Annotated in this window: 21 protein-coding genes; 10 read left to right on the top strand and 11 right to left on the bottom strand. The window is 35.1% G+C overall.

All coding sequences use genetic code 11. The features are described 5' to 3' along the window. Window positions 1-71: 71 nt before the first annotated feature. A complete protein-coding gene (locus tag JI747_RS18610) occupies window positions 72-1307 on the bottom strand; it encodes an OmpP1/FadL family transporter (RefSeq protein ID WP_225690367.1) in 1236 nt (411 codons plus the stop codon). Between the two features lie 10 nt (window positions 1308-1317). Then, window positions 1318-2661 carry a DUF4270 family protein gene (locus JI747_RS18605; protein ID WP_225690366.1) on the bottom strand — a complete coding sequence of 448 codons (1344 nt, stop codon included), beginning with the start codon at window positions 2659-2661 and terminating at the stop codon, window positions 1318-1320. Between the two features lie 227 nt (window positions 2662-2888). Between JI747_RS18605 and JI747_RS18600 the strand changes: the two genes are divergently transcribed. The 4 genes from JI747_RS18600 to JI747_RS18585 all read left to right on the top strand — a co-directional run bounded on the left by JI747_RS18600 (window position 2889) and on the right by JI747_RS18585 (window position 6011). Beyond that, window positions 2889-3869, top strand: a complete 981-nt coding sequence (locus JI747_RS18600) for a Kelch repeat-containing protein (RefSeq protein ID WP_225690365.1) — start codon at window positions 2889-2891, stop codon at window positions 3867-3869. Beyond that, on the top strand, window positions 3856-4164 hold the full coding sequence (locus tag JI747_RS18595; RefSeq protein ID WP_225690364.1) for a DUF4907 domain-containing protein: 309 nt from the start codon (window positions 3856-3858) through the stop codon (window positions 4162-4164). The genes JI747_RS18600 and JI747_RS18595 overlap by 14 nt, the downstream gene beginning before the upstream one ends. A 171-nt stretch (window positions 4165-4335) precedes the next feature. Then, on the top strand, window positions 4336-5298 hold the full coding sequence (locus JI747_RS18590; protein WP_225690363.1) for a sensor histidine kinase: 963 nt from the start codon (window positions 4336-4338) through the stop codon (window positions 5296-5298). A gap of 2 nt (window positions 5299-5300) precedes the next feature. Further along, window positions 5301-6011: a LytR/AlgR family response regulator transcription factor gene (locus JI747_RS18585; protein ID WP_225690362.1), complete on the top strand. Its 711-nt coding sequence runs from the start codon at window positions 5301-5303 to the stop codon at window positions 6009-6011. Between the two features lie 27 nt (window positions 6012-6038). Here the strand turns inward: JI747_RS18585 and JI747_RS18580 are convergent, their stop codons facing one another. Together JI747_RS18580 and JI747_RS18575 are read right to left on the bottom strand one after the other, a co-directional pair. Further along, window positions 6039-6758, bottom strand: coding sequence for a phytanoyl-CoA dioxygenase family protein (locus tag JI747_RS18580; protein ID WP_225690361.1), 720 nt, complete (start codon window positions 6756-6758; stop codon window positions 6039-6041). Window positions 6759-6783: 25 nt separating this feature from the next. After that, window positions 6784-8034: a dicarboxylate/amino acid:cation symporter gene (locus JI747_RS18575; protein ID WP_225690360.1), complete on the bottom strand. Its 1251-nt coding sequence runs from the start codon at window positions 8032-8034 to the stop codon at window positions 6784-6786. Between the two features lie 225 nt (window positions 8035-8259). Here JI747_RS18575 and JI747_RS18570 point away from each other — a divergent pair, with 225 nt between their 5' ends. From JI747_RS18570 to JI747_RS18555, 4 genes are all read left to right on the top strand, one after another. Further along, complete coding sequence (locus JI747_RS18570) at window positions 8260-8748, top strand: BON domain-containing protein (protein WP_225690359.1); 489 nt, start codon at window positions 8260-8262, stop codon at window positions 8746-8748. Window positions 8749-8753: 5 nt separating this feature from the next. Beyond that, window positions 8754-9173, top strand: coding sequence for an SH3 domain-containing protein (locus tag JI747_RS18565; RefSeq protein ID WP_225690358.1), 420 nt, complete (start codon window positions 8754-8756; stop codon window positions 9171-9173). Between the two features lie 85 nt (window positions 9174-9258). Beyond that, entirely contained in the window at window positions 9259-11964 is a 2706-nt protein-coding gene (locus tag JI747_RS18560) for an outer membrane beta-barrel protein (RefSeq protein WP_225690357.1), read from the top strand. A gap of 73 nt (window positions 11965-12037) precedes the next feature. After that, a complete protein-coding gene (locus JI747_RS18555) occupies window positions 12038-13894 on the top strand; it encodes a CocE/NonD family hydrolase (protein ID WP_225690356.1) in 1857 nt (618 codons plus the stop codon). 241 nt (window positions 13895-14135) lie between these two features. On the opposite strand, the gene JI747_RS18550 is transcribed toward JI747_RS18555, so the two are convergent. The 3 genes from JI747_RS18550 to speB form a co-directional block, all read right to left on the bottom strand. Further along, window positions 14136-14747: an alpha-ketoglutarate-dependent dioxygenase AlkB family protein gene (locus tag JI747_RS18550; RefSeq protein WP_225690355.1), complete on the bottom strand. Its 612-nt coding sequence runs from the start codon at window positions 14745-14747 to the stop codon at window positions 14136-14138. Window positions 14748-14943: 196 nt separating this feature from the next. After that, window positions 14944-15786 (bottom strand): bifunctional helix-turn-helix domain-containing protein/methylated-DNA--[protein]-cysteine S-methyltransferase, encoded by an 843-nt coding sequence (locus tag JI747_RS18545; protein ID WP_225690354.1) that lies wholly within the window; start codon window positions 15784-15786, stop codon window positions 14944-14946. A gap of 67 nt (window positions 15787-15853) precedes the next feature. Next, complete coding sequence (speB, locus tag JI747_RS18540) at window positions 15854-16708, bottom strand: agmatinase (protein ID WP_225690353.1); 855 nt, start codon at window positions 16706-16708, stop codon at window positions 15854-15856. Between the two features lie 43 nt (window positions 16709-16751). On the opposite strand from speB, the gene JI747_RS20395 reads away from it, so the two are divergent. Beyond that, window positions 16752-16880 (top strand): hypothetical protein, encoded by a 129-nt coding sequence (locus tag JI747_RS20395; RefSeq protein ID WP_262904176.1) that lies wholly within the window; start codon window positions 16752-16754, stop codon window positions 16878-16880. Between the two features lie 12 nt (window positions 16881-16892). Further along, window positions 16893-17552, top strand: coding sequence for an HAD family hydrolase (locus JI747_RS18535; RefSeq protein WP_225690352.1), 660 nt, complete (start codon window positions 16893-16895; stop codon window positions 17550-17552). Between the two features lie 118 nt (window positions 17553-17670). On the opposite strand, the gene JI747_RS18530 is transcribed toward JI747_RS18535, so the two are convergent. The 4 genes from JI747_RS18530 to JI747_RS18515 form a co-directional block, all read right to left on the bottom strand. Beyond that, window positions 17671-19062, bottom strand: a complete 1392-nt coding sequence (locus JI747_RS18530) for a type III PLP-dependent enzyme domain-containing protein (RefSeq protein WP_039366966.1) — start codon at window positions 19060-19062, stop codon at window positions 17671-17673. A gap of 111 nt (window positions 19063-19173) precedes the next feature. After that, window positions 19174-20049 carry a tyrosine-protein phosphatase gene (locus JI747_RS18525; RefSeq protein WP_225690351.1) on the bottom strand — a complete coding sequence of 292 codons (876 nt, stop codon included), beginning with the start codon at window positions 20047-20049 and terminating at the stop codon, window positions 19174-19176. Between the two features lie 190 nt (window positions 20050-20239). Continuing rightward, window positions 20240-20869, bottom strand: a complete 630-nt coding sequence (locus tag JI747_RS18520) for a thiamine diphosphokinase (RefSeq protein WP_225690350.1) — start codon at window positions 20867-20869, stop codon at window positions 20240-20242. Further along, on the bottom strand, window positions 20859-21428 hold the full coding sequence (locus tag JI747_RS18515) for a cob(I)yrinic acid a,c-diamide adenosyltransferase (RefSeq protein ID WP_225690349.1): 570 nt from the start codon (window positions 21426-21428) through the stop codon (window positions 20859-20861). Before JI747_RS18515 ends, JI747_RS18520 begins: the two co-directional genes overlap by 11 nt. Window positions 21429-21520 lie beyond the last annotated feature (92 nt).

Below are 21520 nucleotides of genomic sequence, written 5' to 3'. Positions count from 1 at the left end.
TCGTGTGATACAGGAAGGAATGAAGATAAAAACACTGCGCTCACTATTCGATTCTACTTTTCTTTCTGATGTTAATCTAGGTATCTCTTCGTAAACCAAGTGTCCAGGAAGTTGATACTTAAGTTGATCATGTGATAGTTTTCTCTGATCGGAATATTTTTCTGAACTCCATGAATTCCGTAGCCGTAATTCACGTTCAGGATAATTTTATTGAAAGGAACTCCAAGACCTACCGTAGCTTCCATTTTATCGATCTTGGCATTATTTACCTTGTAGTATCCGGTGTCATAGTTAAGTCCGAAACGATAGATCAATGCTTCTGATAATGATTGTACCCTTCCTCTATGGGGAAGAATCTCAAAACCTAATCCGTAAGTATTTTGTCGGTAATATTTTTCAGGAGTTACAGAATTGGTCACCTGATCCCACTGGCTTTGCATGAAGTCAAAAGTCGCACGGTATCTGTCATTTTTCAGGATACTGATTCCGGCTCCAAACTCGAAAGGCAGAGAAGTGTCTTTTGTTGAGAGTTTGCTGGTAACGGTATTGGTGTAATCTTTATTTTCTGTGTAGCCCACTTCTCCTTTGGCTACCAATTTACTCTTGAAATTGACTACTGCTCCCAAATTTAAGAGAAGCCCGCTGTCCTCAAATTCTTTTCTGTACTGTGTTCCTAAACCGTAGCTAAACCCAGTGTATCGTATATCGCGACTTATCTCAACTTCTGAAGTAGTCGTAATGGTTTCTTTACGGATAATGGTTCCGAAATTATTTTTCACTTTTCCTCCAAAGCTCCAGTTATCATTTACTTTGTATCCAACACTGGCTCCCCAATTGGAAAGTCCTCCGCTTCCTTCGTACGTGATAGGATATTCACTAGCCGTTCCTTCAATAGGAATGGTAGACGATATTTTATAATCCGAAGAAGTTGTAGGCTGCATACTTAGTCCTACAAAAGCTTTTTTTGAAATTCGTAAAGCGGCTGAAAAGTTGGTAAAATTGGAACTCAGCCTTTTATCTGTTCCCAGATTACTGGAAATAGTATTGTATTTCATAAGACCGCTCACATCGAAAACGACATTTCTTGTAGAAATACTTGTCATGGATGCAGGGTTTTTAGAATTGATATAATCCGGTGCTTCTAGGGCGATCCCTGTATTTCCCAGTGCTATATCTCTGGCATTGTCTACATTGTTAAACATTCCTATTCCAAAATATGAATAGGGTGAAGCATTCTGAGCAGCCAGTTTTTGTCCACCTACACACGCGAAAAGTACAGTGATGATTATTGTTTTATTCTTCTTCATAAATTCTTAATTAATATCCCAACATATAAACTTTCAGCTTGGCAGGGTTTGTTTTATTTTTTTGATCTCCCAATACTGCTTTTCCTGATAAAACATCTGTATAAGACGACGGATAGATCAATGTATTATAATTGGAATCAGCTGATTCGGATAATATGGTATTTACGTATGTTTTAAAGGAAAAATCATAAGAGTGTTCGTTCTGAAACTCACTGGCATTTGAAAGACCTGCAGTAATTTCACTAGATCCGTCACTTTGCGTATATGAACCTACGACATGATTGAGCTTATCTCCCCAATAATAATACAATGCACTCGGATTGTAAAAACTGGTAGAATAATATCCTGCAACCGGACTCAATGAAAGTGTTGCATCTATAACTTTATAATTCGGATACAGATTTTTCAGGGACTTCAGATAAGGAACTTCAACTTTAGTAAATACACCAATCCCCGCCATTAGATACGTTTTATTTCCTAAATTTTGAGAAAGTATAGGCGTTTTAGGAGTAAGGTTTGCAAGTTCAGAGCCTGAAAAATCAGAGCTTATTTTATTATAACTATTAGCAGTACTCGGTACCAGATCCAATGTGTATTTCAATAGATCTGTTCCGTTTTGTGAGGTTGTATGGTAATAAAGTCTTACAACATTTGATACCTTTTCTTTGGTACTCTTATTAATCTGAACCTGATAAGAGCTATTCATGCCGAAACGCATCAGAGCATTATTATCGCTGGAAGGAACCAACGCCAATCCTTTAAAAAAGTTCAGGAAATTTTCCTGAGTGGTCACATCACTGTTTTTCAATGTATTAAATATACTCAGTCCATAAGACTGCTCCAGACGCATTTTCACATAGCTACTGTCTGTCCCTGGTCTTGGGTAAAACTCCGCACTTCCTACCGAACTGGAAGAATAATTAAAACTGCTTTTATTATATAAGTATCCGTTGTTCAGTTTTATTCTGTCCTGCAAAGGATAAGCATTCAGTTTAAAGCTTTTCAGTGTATCTCCGTAATAAAAATTGGTATTGGTAAGGTACATGACGATAGAGTCAAAAACTGCTGAGGAAGGAGAAGTTATCCCATAAGTAGAAGGGGTAAGCTCAAAAAGAGAGGAAGAAGTAACCTTCCCAAATGTCTGATCTTTTATATTTCCAATCATCATCACACTTTTTCCTGAGGTCGTCACAGAGTCCATCATAATGGTAGACATCTTCATGGTAAGGGTATCAATCATTACCATTTTAGACTGTGCACTCGTCCAGGAACTTCCTACTTCATATGTATTGCTCTCATCTTCACAGGAAAAAAGACACAACATTGAAATACATAATAAAAGGTATTTGTACATTTTTTTTTCACAAACATATAATGAACAAGTATGGGCTTCAAATTTTTTCTCCCTTTCATACCGAGTTGTAGACCATAGTGAAATCTATGTCGATATTTAATATATTTAAAATCAGGGTGATATTTATCTAAAGAAAACAAACGTTCGCCTACAAAAAATGCACGTTCGTCTAAAAAATTTTCAAAATACACTGAAATGAAATTTTTTTGCATGAAAAAGAATGAATAATGAATCGTAAACTTTCAATCTTCGCTCTTACTATTGTAGGAACATTTTTAGTAACAAGCTGTAAAAATGATGATGACGAAGAACTAATGGGGAACTGGGTAAGAGTATCTGATCTTGATGGTAAACCTCGATCTAATGCATCTGCTTTCGTAGTAAACGGAAAAGGATATATCACCGGAGGATATGATGGGGAATATTATTATAATGACCTGTGGAGCTATGATCCTTCTCTGAATGCCTGGACACAAAAAGCGGACTTCCCGGGTTCAAAAAGAAGTTCTGCAGTAGGTTTTGCCACCAATTCTTACGGATATGTAGGAACAGGATATGACGGATTGAATAAACTAAAGGATTTCTACAAGTATGATCCTTCATCCAATACCTGGAGCCAGATTGCAAACTTCCCGGGAACGGAAAGATATGCCGCATTAGCTTTCGGGATCAATGACAAAGGATATGTAGGAACAGGGTACGATGGAAGTGAGCTGAAAGATTTTTATAAATATGACGAGTCTACCTCAACATGGAGCACAATTACCAGTCTAGGAGGATCTAAAAGAAGAGACGGAGCTGTTTTTGTGATCAACAATACGGCTTATGTAGGATTTGGAACCAATAACGGAAGCCTTGTTTCTGATTTCTGGGCATTTGATCCTAATACTGAGGCATGGACTAGAAAAGTAGACACCAATAATGATGACGATTCTCAAAACAGAGCTTCTACTGCAGCTTTTGCAGCCGGAGGTTTAGGCTACGTTTCTACGGGATCTACAGGTGGAGTTGTCAATACGACATGGGAGTACAATCCTGCAACGAATGACTGGACGGAAAGAACAGGTTTTGAAGGTTCTGCCAGAGAAAGCGCATGTTCATTCTCAATAGGAAACTACGGGTATGTACTTACAGGGAACAGTGGTTCGTCTTATTTTGACGACATCTGGGTATTCCATCCAAACGAAAGCCAGAATGATGATGATTAAAAGATTTGGGAAGTTCCTTTTTGTTTCAGGGATTATTATGGTTGGCTGCCAGAAAAAAAACAGTGATTTTGAAATCAAGATTACTAAACAGAACGCCGGATATGGTTATCAAATCATTAAAAAGAAGAGGATTCTTATCAACCAGCCCTATATTCCCGCTATCAATAAGCAACTGCCTTTTAAAAATAGTATGGAGGCTCATAAAACAGCCAATCTTGTAGTGAGTAAAATAGGAAAACTTTCTTTACCGAGAATTTCCGTGCAGGAATTGGACTCTATGAATATTACGTACTGAATTCTATATTTTTGTAAAACAATGGATTCCTTCAATACCAAATTGAAGGAATTTTGTGCTCACAAGTTATAAAAAAACACACCATTTATGACCGCATTTTTTAAAACTTTCCGAACCATCTACATTTACCACTGGGTAATATGGATCATTCTTATACTCTTTAAACTGTGTATGGATTACTCTGTTTTTGGAAGCTTTCTGTTTTTTATCAATTTTAAAATCTTTTTAGCCTTCTTTACTCTTTTTTACCTTAATTACAGTATTTTTTTGCCTTTCATCATCAAGCAAAAACCGAATGTTATACTTGCCATTACCATTTCATTTGTGGTAGTATATGTAGGATTAATGATTGCTTTCTTCCCTCCTTTGCGGCAACCTCCGCATTTTCCTCCACCGGGAGGTTTTATGAGACCCGGAAGAATGATGAGGTTCCACCATGATCTTAATTTTCATGATATTTTCTTCAAAATAGGCCTTTTCGCTATTGTTTTCAGTACCCTACTTTTCTTTGTCGATAAATGGACGGAAAACGGCAAAAAGATAAAGGAATTGGAATTTGAAAGACAGTCAAGTGAATTGAAGATCCTGCGTGAGCAGATCAATCCTCACTTCTTTTTTAATGCGTTAAACAGTATTTATTCACTTTCGATCGTGCAATCTAAGGAAACACCGAGGGTAATTCTTATTCTGTCCGATATCATGCGATATGTGCTGAGTACGAAAAACAGGCAGAAAAACAATCTGGAAGATGAAATAAATAACATCAAAAAATACATAGAAATACAATCTATCCGTTTTAAAAAGTATAACAACATCCATTGTGTATTTGAAGGTAATTTCAAAGCGTATGAAATAGAACCTCTTCTGCTTTTAACGTTTGTAGAAAATGCCTTTAAACACGCAGATATAAGAAAAGGACCTTTAGAACTTGTTGTGTATATGAAAGATGATATATTGGATTTCAATATCAAAAATTTTTATGAGAAAAAGAATCCCGATACCTTTAACAGCAATAAAATGGGAATAAAAAATACCAAAATGAAACTTGACCTGATCTATCCGGAAAAATATCAACTTTACATCAATGATAATGGCTCCGAATATCAAATTAATCTAAAACTTCAATTGAACTAACCATGAATTGTATTATTGTAGACGACGAAGAACTTGCCCACCAAGTAATTGAAGAATATATTTCGCGAATTCCTTTTCTGAATCTGGTAAAAAACTGCTATGATATTCAGGAGACGATTCAGGTTTTGCAGGATAACAGTGTAGACCTTATTTTTCTGGATATCAACCTTCCGAATATTTCCGGAATAGAATTTTTAAAAAGCTTTAATAAACTACCGAATGTAATTATTACAACAGCTTATGACGATTGTGCCGTTCAGGGTTTTGAAATGGATGTCATCGATTATTTATTAAAACCATTTTCTTTTGAACGTTTTTTGAAAGCTGTTTATAAAAGCTATAATCTTCAGAATAATGCAAAAATCTTACAGGAAAAAAGCAGTCAGAACTTCTTCAGTGAATCCTTTATTTTTGTACGTTCCAATAATGAAGATGTAAAACTGAATCTAAATGAAATTGTGAGAATCAATGCACTGAAAGATTATATCATTATCTATACGGAGACCCGTAAACTGATTATCCATCAAACGATGAAATCCATTTCAGAAAAGATAGATTCCGAAAACTTCATCCGTGTCCACAATTCGCACATCATCTCACTCCGTCATTTGCAGAGTATAGGAAAAAGCAATCTGCTGATTGGTAACGAAAGAATTCCCGTAAGTGAAAAATACAAGGCTTATCTCAACAAAACAATTGAAAAATATAAATAACTGCTTTAAAATTTAGATAGAAATATCTTATCCTACCCTTTCTTTTTCAGACCATTGAATTTCCTCAGGAAGCTCACGGTTTGAAAATTCTATGTGGATCACTCTTCTTCTTTTTCCGTTTGTAGTTCGGTTAGAGCCATGAAGGATTAATGGTTTCATGATCATTACTCCGCCTTTATCCACATTGCAGATGTGTTCGGTTTCTGTATTCCAGTCGATAGTTTCCGGACGGTAAATTCCTTTGGCATGAGATCCAGGAACAACTTTTAACGCACCGTTCTGATCATCCGTATCATCAAGATGAATTCTGATCGTATAAATATTTTCAAGAATATCTAATGGCGGCTGAACAGCAAACTGATTCTGTTTCGTTGTCCAAGGTCCGAAGTTTGGCAACATTGTTTTTTTATCCACAGAAATAGTCAGATCCTGATGATAGGCAACGTACCAGTTCGAGGTTTCAGGTTTATCAAAATAAATGCTTTTTACCACAAAATACTGATCTCCAAAAACTTCTTTGATGAGTTTTTTAACCTTCTCATTAAAGACAAGATCCTTCACCTCTGGAATTTCCTTTAAAAACTGTCTGATGGCAAAAAGATCCTCAGACTTTCTGAATGTTTCTTTTGAGGTATCAATCTGGTCAATAACCTCACCGATCTTTTCGATTTCTTCCTCTGAAAAAATATTGCTGATAACGGAAAACCCATTATCAGCAATGTCTTGTTTATAGTGTTGTAAATTCAAAACGATAAGCTTACAAAATTATTCATTAAATATCTCCGCCATGATTTTCTAACTGACCTTCCCATTTAGAAACAGCTGAGGTTGCCAGTGCATTTCCTAAAACATTGGTCATACTTCTTCCCATATCGCAGAAGTGGTCAATTGGTAATATAAGAGCAATTCCCTCAGGAGGAATTCCGAACATAGAACACGTTGCCACAATGATGACCAAAGAAGCTCTCGGAACTCCGGCAATTCCTTTTGAAGTAAGCATCAATACCAACAACATGGTAATTTGTTGTCCGATTGTCATTTCTACACCGTAGATCTGGGCAATAAAGATCGAAGCAAACGTCATATACATCATACTTCCATCCAGATTGAACGAATATCCTAAAGGTAAAATAAAAGATACGACTCTGTTGTTACATCCAAATCTCTCCAATTCTTCTACCAATTTCGGGAAAACAGCTTCAGAGCTAGTGGTAGAAAATGCGATTAACAAAGGTGCTTTTATTCTTTTCAGCAAATCGAAAAGTCGGTTTCCTAAAATCATATATCCCACCAACAGCAAAACCAGCCACAGAACGCCTAATGCAAAGAAAAAGTCTCTCAGATAAATTGCATATACTTTAAATATCTCAAAACCATTGGTAGCAACAACGGCAGCAATCGCTCCTAAAACGCCAAGAGGTGCAAACCACATGATATAGCCAACCATTTTAAGGATTCCATGGGCAATAATGTCAAATAATTTGATCACCGGCTGTGAATATTCTTCACCTAAATTAGCCAAAGCAATTCCGAACATAATAGAAAATACCACAATCTGAAGTACTTCATTAGTCGCAAAAGCCTCAAAAATACTTTTAGGAATTACGTGCTCCACAAAGTCTTTCATAGAAAAACCTTTGCTGCTTTTTAGCAGTTCTTCTGCAGAAGCAACATCCTGTATCGGAAGTTTGGTAATATGACCGGGTTCTAGCCAATTTACTAAAATCAACCCTATAAAAAGGGAAACCAGAGAGGCAGAAATAAACCATAACATAGCTTTTGTCCCTACTCTTCCGATCATTTTAATATCGCTCATCTTAGCAATACCTACCACAAGTGTGGAGAAAACCAACGGAGCAATAATCATCTGAACCAGTCTGATAAAAACAGTTCCCAGCAATTTTATGTTTTTTGAAAACGGCTCTGCACTTTCAGGATAGCGTAAGTGAACGAAGCCTCCTAGTCCGACTCCTAAAATAAGAGCAATGATGATCGCAAAAAATAGTTTATTTTGTCCTTTCATATAGATAATTCAAGTTGCACAAATATAATGTTTTTAAACTTTTACCTGCTACTTCTTCTTTTCTATGCATCCATCAACCGTTTTGTTCCATGAATTTTCCATTTTTAATGTTGAATCTTTTAGAGAAATAAAAAATAATTAGCAGAATTTTAATCTTTTGGTATAAATTTTATTATTACATTTACGTATAACATTAAAACCTAAACAACAAAAAATAACTCTATTATGAAAAAAACAATCGCAATGGCTGCGTTGGCAATCGCAGTGTCTTTCGGATCGATTTCATGTAAGAAAAAAGTTTCCGATGCTGATCTTCAAACTCAGGCAACCACTATTGTAACTTCAAATCCGGGAGCTTCTGTTGAAGTGAAAGACGGGGTTGCTCACCTAAGCGGAACTTTTGCTGACGAACAGTCTAAAAATGCTATGATCGCTCAGCTGAAAACAGTAAACGGAATCAAAGATGTAATGGATATGACCAAAATTGAAGCTCCGGCTCCTGTAGCTCCGGTTGAAACTACATCTGCAGTAGATCCTGCCGTTCAGAAAAAAGTACAGGATGCTCTGAAAGATTTCCCTTCAGTAAAAGTGGAAGTTGTAAACGGAGAACTTACTCTTACAGGAAACGTATCATCATTGCAGGCTAGAAAAATTAAAGAATCTATAGATGCTTTGAAAGTAGGAAAATACAACAATAACTTAGTCGTAAAATAATTAATATGAGCACATTACAAGACAAATATTCAAGCGTAGTTTCTGCTGCTCAGTCTGCAGGAATCTCAAATCTTCAGGTTCAGGAGCAGGACGGGATTTTATATGTTTCCGGAAATGCATCCAATACTGCTGCTAAAGATACAGTATGGAATGCTTTAGGAGCTATTGATTCTACTTATTCTGCAACAGATATCAATATTGATGTACAGGTAAGCGGATTGGCTTCAGGTTCTCTATTGACAGTAGCTACAGAAGAATCCAATTTAAATATCAGACAGGAACCTTCTACAGAAGCTGCCGTAGTAGGAAAAGCTGCAAAAGGAGCCTCTGTAACACTGATCGAGCAGACTTCTGACGAGTGGTGGAAAGTAAAAAATACTGACGGGCAGGAAGGATATGCTTACTCAAGATATTTGAAAGCTTAATCATTAAGATTTAACATTATTTAAAATATAACATCCCTATTCAGGGGTGTTTTTTTATATTTTAGCATTTTCAAAAAACATTTTAATGAAGAAAATTCTTTGGTTACTGTTATTTTCATTCAATTGTTTACTTCTTAGTGGGCAGAAATTAAGCGTCAACGGTAAGGTTTCAAATTTTGAAAACAAACCAGTTGAAAATGCATCTGTCCGTCTTATCAAACAAAAAGATTCATCGGTTATAAGCTCTGCTTTTACCAATAAAGAAGGAAATTTTTCTTTAAAGATCAATGAGCTTAATGAACCTTCTATTTTAAAAGTGGAAGCCGATAAATTACTTCCTTATTCTAAAAATTTCGATAGAATAAATACATCTTTAACCTTAGAGGAAATCCGGCTCGATAAAGACAAAATTTCTAACATTGAAGAAGTCGTTATTACTGCGTCACCCATAAAAATAAAAAAAGATACGATTGAATTTAATGCCAATGCCATCAAAGTTCGTCCAGACAGCAATATTCAGGAATTATTAAAAAATATTGACGGGATAGAAGTTGACAGCGACGGGAAAATTACAGTCAACGGCAAGGAAGTTGACCAGATCATGATCAACGGAAAACCGTTTTTCGATACCAACGGAAAAATTGCTCTGGAAAATATTCCGGCAGATATTATTAAAAATATTCAGGTTACTTCCACCAAAACCAAAGAAGAAGAACTTACCGGAAAAACGCCAAAATCTGAAAAATCTACGATTAATTTCAATATTGACGAAAAGAAAAATCAAGGATTTATTTCCAGAATTACCGGAGGATACGGCAGCGACAAGAGATATGAAGCCAGTGGATTTTTGAGCTATTTTAAAAATAAAACTAAAATCAGTGTGCTCGGTTCCTCCAATAATATCAATACGAAAGGATTTACCAATGATGAAGCCCAGAATCTGGGTGGAAATACCGGAGCAAGAGGCGGAAATAATATGAAAGGAATTCAGAAATCTACGACAATCGGAGTGAATTACAGCGATGAGCTCGGTCCCAATGTAGATCTGGAATCTTTGGGCGCAACACGCAATGAAACGAATCTGGAAACGGCTTCTAAAGTTTCAAGAACGACTTTTCTTCCTGATTCTACCCTGAAAACCGATTCTGAAAATCATGCCGACAATAATACGGAACAGTACAATTTTAATTCGGCAGTAAGAATAAAACCTGATTCTCTAAGCACGATTTATTTTTCACCTAAACTTTCACTTTCCAAAACAACGAATGAAAGAACTTCAAAATCGATTACGTACAGAAATGATGAACTGCTGAATGAAAGTGAATCTTCAACAAATGCAAAATCCGAAAACAATTCCTTCAGCCCGAATCTTTACTACTCGAAAAAATTTAACAAAAAAGGCCGCTCATTATATGCAAGTTTAAATACTTCAATTTCGGAATCGAAAAATGACAATCTTACAAAATCAGCTACCAAATTTTATCAGAGTTCAGATCCTGATGATATCAGAAATCAGTTATCTGAAAGTAAAAACCAGAATAATAATTACTCATTTAATGCAAAATATTCTGAACCTGTTTCAGATTCTTTAAATGTAACGTTAGGATTAAATTACAACTCGAAAAACCTATCAAGCATCAGAAACGTCAATGATTTTGATGAAAATACAGGACAATATTCCAATTACAATATTCTTTTATCTAAAAGTTCTGATCAGAGAAACAATCAGCTTTCCCCGGAAATCAACATTGAGCTGAATAAGAAAAAATACAGCGTTTGGGCTTCTACAACGGTTAACTTTTCAGATCTAAAATACAATGCGGTTTTCAACGGAGAACATTATGATCTTCAGAGAAATTTCACTTTACCGGATTATAATGCAGGACTTCAGTACCGTATTTCTGAAACCTCAAAATTAAATATTTACAATTCGGCGAGCTTCACTGTTCCTACTCCGGAAAACGTGATTCCGTACAGGGACGAATCCAATCCTTTGATTACGTATGAAGGAAATCCTGATCTTAAAAACGCCTGGAGCAACAGAACGAGTATCTACTTTAATAATTTTAACACGAAAACAAACTTTAATTATAATGTTAATCTGAGCTTTACTTACAACAATAATGATGTTACAGATTTTTCATTTTATGATGAATCCGGAAAACAGTTTGTAAGCTATAAAAATATCAGCGGAAACAAAAGTGCAACATTGGGTGGAAGTCTTGGAAAAACATATAAATGGAATGATAATAAATTAACGATCAGACCTAAAGCTAATCTAAGCTACCAATACAACAAAGGCTATATCAACGGACAGGAGTTTTTAGGAAATTCTTATACATTCACTCCGGGAATCAGTTTTACCTATGACAAAAAAGACAAGGTCAACATAAAACCTTCTTACAACGTCAATTATACTCTTTCAAATTATGAAAATTACAGTGTTGAAAGTATAAAAAATACGTATCAGACTTTCAGACTAGAACTGACGAATTATTTTCTGAAAACCAATCTTATTTTCGAAAATGATTTTGAATACAACAAAAGCTCAAATATTACGCCCGGCTTCAAAAGAGATTTTTATTTCTGGAATACAAGCATCGGATATACGTTTTACAAAAAACAATTAACTGCAAGAGTGCGAGTTTATGATCTTTTAAATCAAAACCAGAGTGTAAGAAGAACCATTTCTGCTTCTTATGTTGAAGACCGTGAAGATTTGATTCTGAAACGCTACATCATGTTTTCCCTTACGATGAAGCTGAATAAATTTGCAGGAAGGAAAAAGTGATGTTGAGACATATTCATCTATAAATCTTATCCAAAAGCATATTTATGTTTAAATTAGCATCAAATTTTATGTAATGAAGATTCATTTTTCAATTGTACTTATTTTCCTGTTTGTTTTTGGAAATTCACAATCAACACAACCGGATACTTTTGTAAAAGATAATTTCACCAAAAAGGAATTTTATATTCCAATGCGTGACGGAACAAAACTCTTTACGGCAGTTTACATTCCAAAGGATATTTCCAATAAAAACAAATATCCGTTTCTGATGCAGAGAACCTGCTACAGCATTGCTCCTTACGGTGAAAATGAATACAGAACCAAACTTGGCCCGAATCCTTATATCATGAAAGACAAATATATTTTTGTTCTTCAGGATGTTCGCGGAAGATATATGAGTGAAGGAACTTTCACCAATATGACACCACAGGTTGAAAGAAAAACAAAGAAAGATGTTGATGAAAGTACAGATACTTATGACACCATCGAATGGCTTTTAAAGAACGTTAAAGACAACAACGGAAAAGTAGGTCAGTACGGAACTTCATATCCGGGATTTTATACGGCTGTAGGGATTTTAGCACAGCATCCTGCATTGGTTGCCTCTTCTCCACAAGCTCCGATTTCAGATTTCTGGAATGACGACTTTCTTCACAACGGAAGATTTATGATGGGCTATTTCAGAACGTTCCCCGTTTTCGGAGTTCAGAAAACAAAACCTGAAAATAAAGCATGGTACACAGATTCTATGATTAAAGTGACTTCTGAAGATGGCCTGAAATTTTACAGAGACATGGGAACATTGAAAGACGGGTATGATAAATATTATAAAAATAATTTCTTTATGACGGAAATTATGAACCATACCAATTATGATGAGTTCTGGCAGAAAAGAAGCCTTCTTCCTCATCTTAAAAATGTAAATCATGCGGTAATGACTGTTGGCGGCTGGTTTGATGCAGAAGATCTTTCAGGGCCTTTAAATATTTATAAAACGATTGAAAAAACAAGTCCGAAAGCAAAAAATACAATTGTAATGGGACCTTTCTCTCATGGAGCTTGGGCACAGGAACAAGGAAAACATTTCCACAACCAGATTTATTTTGGAGACAGCATTGCAACGTATTATCAGAAAAATATTGAAACGAAATTTTTCAATCATTATTTAAAAGGAAATACAAAAGAGGATGCAGGTTTACCCGAAGCATTAATGTATGATACCGGAGCAAAACAATGGAGAGAATTTGCAACTTATCCACCGAAAGAAGGACAGAAAGTAAATTTCTATTTATCAAACGGAACATTGAAAAATGCAGCAGGACAAGGTTCATCCGAATATTACAGTGATCCGAATAATCCGGTTTTGAGTTCTGATAATTTAAAAGATTTCAACGGATTTACTCCTAAAAATTATATGTCGGAAGACCAAAGATTTGCAGAAGGAAGACCTGATGTTTTGACATTCACAACGGATGCTTTAACCGAAGATATGACTTTCGCAGGTGAAATTATGGCTAAATTAAATATTGCTTCTACTTCTACTGATGCAGATTTTGCAGTAAAATTAATTGATATTTATCCTGAAGATTTCAAACCTGTTGAGAAAAAAGACGGAGTGATCTACGGAAATTATCATCAGATGGTAAGAAGTGAAATTATGCCTGCAAGATTCAGAAATTCAAGAGAAAAAGCTGAAGCATTGGTTTCGAATCAAAAAACAGCAGTGAATTTCAGATTACAGGATGTTGTGCATACATTTAAAAAAGGGCATAAAATCCAGATTCAGATTTCTTCAACATGGTTCCCGTTATTTGCGATCAACCCACAGAAATTCCTAGATAATCCAAATTTTGCTACGAAAGAGGATTATACAAAAGCGTTTATCAAGGTGTTTGATGATAGTGCGATTGAAGTTGAGGTTTTAAAATAAATGTAAAAAGCTGTTCGGATTGAACAGCTTTTATTTTTTGTCTCCCGCAGATTTTGCAAATTAAGCAGATGATTGTGTTTAAAAAGATCTGCGTCATCTGCACAATCTGCGAGAGATAATAAATTATTTCATTTGTCATTCCTTAGAAATCTAGGGTAATTTATTAGAGATTAAAATTTAAAAATACTCTGTTTAGATTCCTCCGGAATGACAAACTTAGAGTTTAAATATTTAAGTAAAATTATTCTTCAATCGTTCTAAAGGTCAGATTCACTCTTGGTGTTTTCACTTTTGTTGTGGGCGGAAGTCGATGCATCCAATGATCCTGAGTTGTTCCTTTCATCACCAGTAAGCTTCCGTTTTCTAAGAATATTTCGACTTTTTCTTTTGTCGCTTTATGCTTAAATAAAAATTTTCTTTCCGCTCCGAAAGTCAGAGAAGCGATTGCACCATGTTTTTTCAAATCTTTTTCACCGTCACTGTGATACGCCATTCCTTCGCTTCCGTCGTGATATAAATTCAACAAGCAAGAGTTGTAAGTTTCTCCTGTTATTTCTTCACATTTTTGTTTTAGCTCTAATAATTCGGGAGTCCAGAATTTTGCATATTTGGTTCGTTTTGAATACGTGTATTCAAACGGTTTTTCACCGAACCAGGCTACTTTTCTTTTCGTTAAAATCAATTTTCCAAAAATGACTGCTTCATCATTTTCCCATGGAATCTGATTGAATAAATACTCATAATAAAAATCCGACTTTTCTTCGGAGAAAACTTTTCCGTAATAGTGAACGGTTCCGTCGTTGGGAAGGATATTTAAAGGGTTGTCTGATATGTCTTCGAATAGGCTTAACATAATGTTTAAAGTTTTGTATACGTTTTCTGTCATTCCGTAGGAATCTAAGCAAAGTATTTTTAAATTCTAATCTCTAATAAATAGACCTAGATTCCTACGGAATGACAAACTTCGCGTTGATTTGTTTACAATTAAAATAAATTTTAGTTGAAGTACATTATTCTCATTGATGAAGAATGTACAATAAAGTAGAATATTAAGAATAAATATGAGAACTTTCCCAGCCAACCATAAGTTGTTTTCTCTCACTTCCCCATCGATACCCTCCCAGATGTCCAGAAGACTGAATGACACGGTGACAAGGAATCAGAAAAGCGACAGGATTACTTCCAATTGCCGTTCCCACTGCTCTTGAAGCATTTGGATTTCCTATTTTTTCAGCTAAATTTCCATACGTTGATAATTTCCCCATCGGAATGGTAAGTAGACTTTCCCAGACTTTTAATTGAAAATCAGTTCCTTTTAAATGGAGTTTTATAGTATTGAGCTTCGTCCAGTCCTTATTGAAAATGGACAATGCATTTTTCTGAAATTCATCCTGTCTTTCAAAAAAAGAAGCATTAGGAAATTTACCCTGTAAATCTCCCAATGCTTTATTTGTATCGGTTTCAAAAGCCATATAACAGATTCCTTTTTCTGTGGAAGCTGTAATTACAGTTCCGAAAGGGGTTTCTGAAAAACTGTAATTGATGGTAAGACTTTTTCCTCCGTTTTTATATTCTGCCGGAGACATCCCTTCAATTTTTACAAACAGATCGTGTAATCTGCTTGTGCTTGAAAATCCTGTCTCATAAGCTGTATCAAATAAACTCGCTTTTTCCTCCTTCAACAAATTTTTAGCATGTTCAAGACTGATGAACTGCAAAAATTTCTTCGGACTTGTTCCTGCCCAATCAGAAAACATTTTCTGAAAATGAGTAGGACTTAGATGAATTTTCTCCGCTACTTCCTCCAAATTTGGCTGAAGCTTAAAATTGCTCTGGATATATTCTATCGCTTTGGCAATTCTTTCGTAATCGATCTGATTTTGTGTAGACATACCCTTGAATTTACCTCACAAAGTTCCAAAGAATTTCTAACAGAAAAAATCCGATTCTTGCGAAGTTTTAGTCTTGATTAATATGATAATAAGCAAGCATTTTGTAATATAACTTCGCAGCTAAGAATGCACTTGGTTTTGCCATCGGAGAATCCATTAATTCTACAATATCAAATGCTACAACATTACATTTTTCAAATACTTTTCTTAATAATTCCAATGTTGGATACCATTGTAAACCTCCCGGTTCAGGAGTTCCTGTTGACGGACAGATTGAAGGATCAAAAGCATCAAGGTCAATCGTGATATACACGTTTCCTGAAACTTTTTCCAACACATCATTTACCCAGTTTTCATTGTTAGCAATTTCGTGAGCGAAAAATACTCTTCCTTCTGGTAAATATTCAGCTTCTTCAATATCCATTGAACGAATTCCCACCTGTACCAAATTGTGTTTCTGATTTGCTTCAAAAACCGCACAAGCATGATTAGAAGTAGAACCGTGGAATTCAGGACGTAAATCTGTATGAGCATCCAATTGAAGAACCGTTAGGTTTTCAAATTTCTCCCCAACTGCACGAATCGAACCGATAGAAACAGAGTGTTCCCCTCCGAAAAGGGTAAATAATTTACCATCATTGTTCAAAAGCTCTTTTGTTTTTTGATAAACCGCTTCTGTCATTGCTTCTGGTGTAGCATTTTCAGAAACTTCACCAGCCAAATAAACTCCCTCTAAGTAAGGTTCTGTCTGAGTTTCGATGTCATAAAGCTCCATGTTTTCAGAAGCGTTTAGGAACAATTCCGGACCTTTATCAGCTCCTTTTCCCCAAGTTGAAGTCCCGTCGTAAGGAACAGTTACTAACATTACTTTCGAGTTCTCTAATGATGCATTTTCTTCAGGAATTCCTGCGTATGTCTTCATGTTTATTTAAAAATTAAATGATTTGTGCAAAGATACAAAGAAGATGGGAAAAAGATGGAAGCTTGAAGATGGAGGATGGAAGTTTTACAAAAATGCTGAAAAATTAAGTGTTCCGATTGTAAACATCCATCCTCCAACTTCCCGCTTCCAGCAAAATCATTACCTTTGTTAAAACTAAAATTTTATGTCATTAAAAGCTGTGCTATTCGATATGGATGGCGTAATTGTGGATACAGAACCTTTGCACAGAAAAGCCTATTTTAAAACATTTAACGAGCTGGAAATTTCGGTTTCCGAAGATTTATATACTTCTTTTACAGGAGCTTCTACCAAGAGAGTCTGTGAAACACTGATTCAGGAATTTGATTTAGATCATACTCACGAAACGATTGCCACCATCAAACGAACGCATTTTAAAGATTATTTTTATAATGATGATGAGTTTGATTTGATTCCCGGAGTAAGAGAATTAATTCAGCATTATTATGAAAACGGGATTACCTTAATTCTGGCTTCTTCTGCAACCATGACCACCATCAATATGGTTTTTGAAAAATTCGGATTGGAAAAATATTTCAGCGGAAAAATCAGTGGTGCCGATCTAAAAGAATCAAAACCTCATCCTGAAGTGTTCTTATTAGCAGCAGAAATGGCTGGAGAAGCCGTTGAAAACTGTATGGTTATTGAAGATTCCACCAATGGAATTTTAGCAGCCCATCGAGCGAATATTTTCTGTGCTGCCTATAGAAGTCCTCATTCTAAAAATCAGGATTACACATTAGCCAATACTGTGGTGTCAGATTATGAAGAACTTGAATTAGATAAGATTTCAAAGTATTTTTAAATAGAAAAAACAAAAGCTCTCAGATTTTGAGAGCTTTAATTTTTTATAGGTTTTGGCTAAAGCCAATTGGAAGTTATTATTTTTGTTAAACGGGCTAAAGCTCGTTCCTATTGAATTATTAATATCCCAAAAGTTTCAATACATCTTCCGGTTCCTGTTTTTCACGGAAAATTTCATAATGAAGCTCACCGTTTTCATCTTTTTGAATCAAAACGTGTCTCGGTTGAGGCATTAAGCAATGGTGAACTCCACCATATCCGCCGATTGTTTCCTGATACGCTCCTGTATGGAAGAAACCAATATACAAAGGCTTCGTATCACTGAAAACAGGTAAATAAATGGCATTGGTGTGTTGCTCAGAGTTATAATAGTCATCTGAATCACAAGTCAATCCACCTAAGAAAACTCTTTCATAAGTATCATCCCAACGGTTTAAAGGAAGCATGATAAAGTGTCTTGAAATCGCCCAGGTATCAGGAAGAGTCGTCATGAAAGAAGAATCGATCATATTCCATTTTTCTCTGTCGTTCTGACGTTTCTGAGAAATAATTTTATAGATATTCGCACCGCTCTCTCCTACCGTAAAACTTCCGAACTCCGTATAGATATTTGGCTCTTCAACACCTTCTTCTTCACAGAATTTCTTGATTTGAGAAACGATTTCCTCCACCATATATTGATAATCGTAATCAAACTGTAAAGAGGTTTTAATTGGAAAACCACCACCGATGTTCAATGAATTTACTTCCGGAGCAATTTTCTTCAAACGTGCATATACACGAAGACATTTGTACAATTCATTCCAGTAATACGCCGTATCTTTGATTCCCGTGTTGATGAAAAAGTGAAGCATTTTCAATCTTGCATTCGGGTGTTCAGCAATTTTCTGGCTGTAATAAGGAATAATATCTTTATATCCGATTCCTAATCTTGAAGTATAAAATTCGAACTTAGGCTCTTCTTCAGATGCAATTCTGATTCCGATGTCGAATGTTGTATCAATACTTTCTGTTAATTTATCAAGTTCACGATAATTGTCCAGAATTGGAGTAATGTTTTCAAAACCACTGTTGATCATATCTGAAATTTTCGCCAGATAATCATCTGTTTTGAAACCATTACAGATCACTTCGATATCTTTTGTTACTTTCCCTTCTTTGTAAAGAGATTTCACAATATCCATATCATATGCAGAAGAAGTTTCTATAGAAATATCATTTTTCAAAGCCTCTTCCAATACAAATTTGAAATGGCTTGATTTTGTGCAGTAGCAATACCTATAATTCTTCTTATATTCGGTTTTCTCAAAGGCTTCCTTAAACCAACTCTTGGCCTTCTGGATATTTTGAGAAATTCTCGGCAGGTAGCTAATTTTTAGCGGAGTGCCAAACTGTTCAACAACATCCATTAAAGGAATATCGTGGAACGACAAATTGTTCTCAGATACATTGAACTCCTCAGTAGGGAAATACAACGTCTGATCAATAAGTTCCGAGTATTTTATTTTCATTTCTAAACAAGTGAATTAAGAAATGCAAAATTGCTAAAAAAGTTTGATTTTTTAACGTTAAATTTATTATAATTTTTCGTAGGTTTTGTAATGAAAATTCTATTCTGATTATCAATAGGTAAACTTCTGAATATATTCCTGCCGCTTGCTTTCAGAAATTCCTAAAACCTGTTGAATATAGTTATCGATCGAGCCATATTTTTTATTGATTTCATTAAAAGCAGCATCCAGATAATCGGTCTCCACCCAACTCAGTTTTTCTAATACTCTGACATCCATTTTAGGATAGATAAAATGTAGATTGTTAGCAAGATTCAGCCTTTTATCCACTAATTTCTTTCTGTAATTATTGGACAAAAGATAATCGTTGTAAATCGTTTCTTTATCGAATTTTAAAATGGTCAGGATCAAAGCTGTGGTAATTCCCGTTCTGTCTTTTCCTGCCGTACAATGATATAAAATCGGCTGATCGGATTCTAAAATCTCAGTGATGATTTTTTTGATAATTTCAGGATTTTCCGAAACATAATCTTTGTAGAATTCCAACATTCTTTTATCTGCATCTGAGCCGTCAACTTTTCCTTTTAATACTAATTTTTTAGCCTGATCCAATTGGTCACCTTCATCTTCAAAAGCAGAATAATTCTTATAAATAATATCACCAGGAAGATTGTCCGGTTTCTGAGCTATTTCTTTTGAATTTCTAAGATCAATCACTTCTTTGATTCCTAATTGTTCCAGCTCATCAAAAGATTTTTTCTTTAATTGATGCAGATGTCCGCTTCTGTAGAATTTTCCTTCTTTTAAAGTTCTTCCATCAACATTTTTAATATTTCCGACCGTTCTGAAATTATGAACTTTTTTAATTTGAATATTCTTTTCTGTTATATTTTTTCCATATTCGGGTGTAGAAAAGTTCTGCGTTTTACATGAGAAAATGCAGAATATTGAAACGATTAGAAATGATATTTTGATTAAATTTTTCATTTTTTATTTTCCCACAGATTTCACGGATTTACACAGATGCTTGGTTTTATTCTCGTATATTTTGGCTAAAGCCAATTGGTTTGTTTTTATTTTGAAAACGGGCTAAAGCCCGTTCCTATTGATGTTACAAATATTTATTACACTTTTTATTCTCATTACGAAAATCAGATTGCGCAATTTGTCTTTAAATTCACAAATAGTTTTTTCCGATAAAAATCAATACATCTCCTTTTTCATATTCAACAGAAACTTCATCTTCTACGGCAAAGTTTCTCGTTCCTATTCTTGAAGTAATCTGTAAACTTCCGTTCACTAAAGGCCAGTTCAATCCTTTGGTAGTTATATTTTCAGCTGATGGAAAAGGATACAGCGAAATCATTTTATCCTTTACTCCTTTTATCTTAAAATTTTTGGGCACAAAATAATATTCAGAAAACTCATCATAAAACTTTATATTTAATTGATCCTTACATCCAAAAGCGACCGTAAGATTTCCTAAAAAATGGTCCTGCTCTCCTCCACTTCCTCCTAAAACATCAACGTTTGTAAAACCTCTTTCTAAAATAATTTCCAGTGCTTTATGAAAATCGGTTTTGTCCTGATCGGGAGTATAAATGAATTTATCTTCATAAATATTCTCATCTTTCCCGGAATGTGAATCAAAATCACCGGAAATAAAATCCAGCTTTTCCAGTGGAAAATTTAAGTTTTTCAAATAATGAAAAGCTCCGTCTGTACAAGCGATCAACCCATATGATTCAAGATCCGGAACAGATTTCGGAGCATCTCCGTTGATGAACAATAATGCATTATCTTTCATTCGGATTCCAGTATTCTTCCGGTTCGTTATTGATTTTTGAAATGTATCTTGCCAACACAAACAGGTAATCTGAAAGCCGGTTCAGGTATTTAATCAGTTCAGGACGTACTTCTTCCGATTCGTTTAAGAACACTAAAGAACGTTCTGCTCTTCTGCAAATCGTTCTTGCAGCATGTAAAAACGTTGCCGGTTTTCCTCCACCGGGAAGAATAAAATATTGTAACGGTTCTAATGTTTCATCAAAAGCATCCATCCAGTTTTCCAGTTCTTCGATCTCAGTTTCTGAAATAATGATGGGTAAACGCGATTTTCCATTCGCCAACATTAATTTATCAACAGGAGTTGCTGCTTCCGAACCTACCGTAAATAAATCGAACTGGATTTTTTTTAATTGTCTTAAAACTTCCTGATCTTCAATATGGCTTTTTGAAATTCCGATGAACGAGTTCAGTTCATCTATATTTCCGTAGCTGTCAACTCTTGCACTTGCTTTTGAAACTCTCGTTCCGCCATACAAAGCTGTCTGACCTTTATCTCCTGTTTTTGTATAAATTTTCATAGTACTAAAATACTTTATTTTGTACAATGTAAAAAGTAAAATGTAATGAATATCCTCATCATTACTACTTGTAAAAGTGGAATACAACAAGT

This window comes from Chryseobacterium tagetis, assembly GCF_016735585.2.
Classification (GTDB): domain Bacteria; phylum Bacteroidota; class Bacteroidia; order Flavobacteriales; family Weeksellaceae; genus Chryseobacterium; species Chryseobacterium tagetis.
This window is presented reverse-complemented; position numbering and strand designations above follow the sequence as displayed.

What these genes read in the sequence shown, in the direction of transcription:
- JI747_RS18520 (WP_225690350.1), bottom strand. Translation starts at nt 20,869, where the DNA reads ATGAAAGATAATGCATTATTGTTCATCAACGGAGATGCTCCGAAATCT.
- JI747_RS18525 (WP_225690351.1), bottom strand. Translation starts at nt 20,049, where the DNA reads ATGAAAAATTTAATCAAAATATCATTTCTAATCGTTTCAATATTCTGC.
- JI747_RS18535 (WP_225690352.1), top strand. Translation starts at nt 16,893, where the DNA reads ATGTCATTAAAAGCTGTGCTATTCGATATGGATGGCGTAATTGTGGAT.
- JI747_RS18560 (WP_225690357.1), top strand. Translation starts at nt 9,259, where the DNA reads ATGAAGAAAATTCTTTGGTTACTGTTATTTTCATTCAATTGTTTACTT.
- JI747_RS18545 (WP_225690354.1), bottom strand. Translation starts at nt 15,786, where the DNA reads ATGTCTACACAAAATCAGATCGATTACGAAAGAATTGCCAAAGCGATA.
- JI747_RS18595 (WP_225690364.1), top strand. Translation starts at nt 3,856, where the DNA reads ATGATGATGATTAAAAGATTTGGGAAGTTCCTTTTTGTTTCAGGGATT.
- JI747_RS20395 (WP_262904176.1), top strand. Translation starts at nt 16,752, where the DNA reads ATGGGAAAAAGATGGAAGCTTGAAGATGGAGGATGGAAGTTTTACAAA.
- JI747_RS18575 (WP_225690360.1), bottom strand. Translation starts at nt 8,034, where the DNA reads ATGAAAGGACAAAATAAACTATTTTTTGCGATCATCATTGCTCTTATT.
- JI747_RS18570 (WP_225690359.1), top strand. Translation starts at nt 8,260, where the DNA reads ATGAAAAAAACAATCGCAATGGCTGCGTTGGCAATCGCAGTGTCTTTC.
- JI747_RS18590 (WP_225690363.1), top strand. Translation starts at nt 4,336, where the DNA reads ATGGATTACTCTGTTTTTGGAAGCTTTCTGTTTTTTATCAATTTTAAA.
- JI747_RS18610 (WP_225690367.1), bottom strand. Translation starts at nt 1,307, where the DNA reads ATGAAGAAGAATAAAACAATAATCATCACTGTACTTTTCGCGTGTGTA.
- JI747_RS18585 (WP_225690362.1), top strand. Translation starts at nt 5,301, where the DNA reads ATGAATTGTATTATTGTAGACGACGAAGAACTTGCCCACCAAGTAATT.
- JI747_RS18605 (WP_225690366.1), bottom strand. Translation starts at nt 2,661, where the DNA reads ATGTACAAATACCTTTTATTATGTATTTCAATGTTGTGTCTTTTTTCC.
- JI747_RS18530 (WP_039366966.1), bottom strand. Translation starts at nt 19,062, where the DNA reads ATGAAAATAAAATACTCGGAACTTATTGATCAGACGTTGTATTTCCCT.
- JI747_RS18600 (WP_225690365.1), top strand. Translation starts at nt 2,889, where the DNA reads ATGAATCGTAAACTTTCAATCTTCGCTCTTACTATTGTAGGAACATTT.
- JI747_RS18555 (WP_225690356.1), top strand. Translation starts at nt 12,038, where the DNA reads ATGAAGATTCATTTTTCAATTGTACTTATTTTCCTGTTTGTTTTTGGA.
- JI747_RS18550 (WP_225690355.1), bottom strand. Translation starts at nt 14,747, where the DNA reads ATGTTAAGCCTATTCGAAGACATATCAGACAACCCTTTAAATATCCTT.
- JI747_RS18515 (WP_225690349.1), bottom strand. Translation starts at nt 21,428, where the DNA reads ATGAAAATTTATACAAAAACAGGAGATAAAGGTCAGACAGCTTTGTAT.
- speB (WP_225690353.1), bottom strand. Translation starts at nt 16,708, where the DNA reads ATGAAGACATACGCAGGAATTCCTGAAGAAAATGCATCATTAGAGAAC.
- JI747_RS18565 (WP_225690358.1), top strand. Translation starts at nt 8,754, where the DNA reads ATGAGCACATTACAAGACAAATATTCAAGCGTAGTTTCTGCTGCTCAG.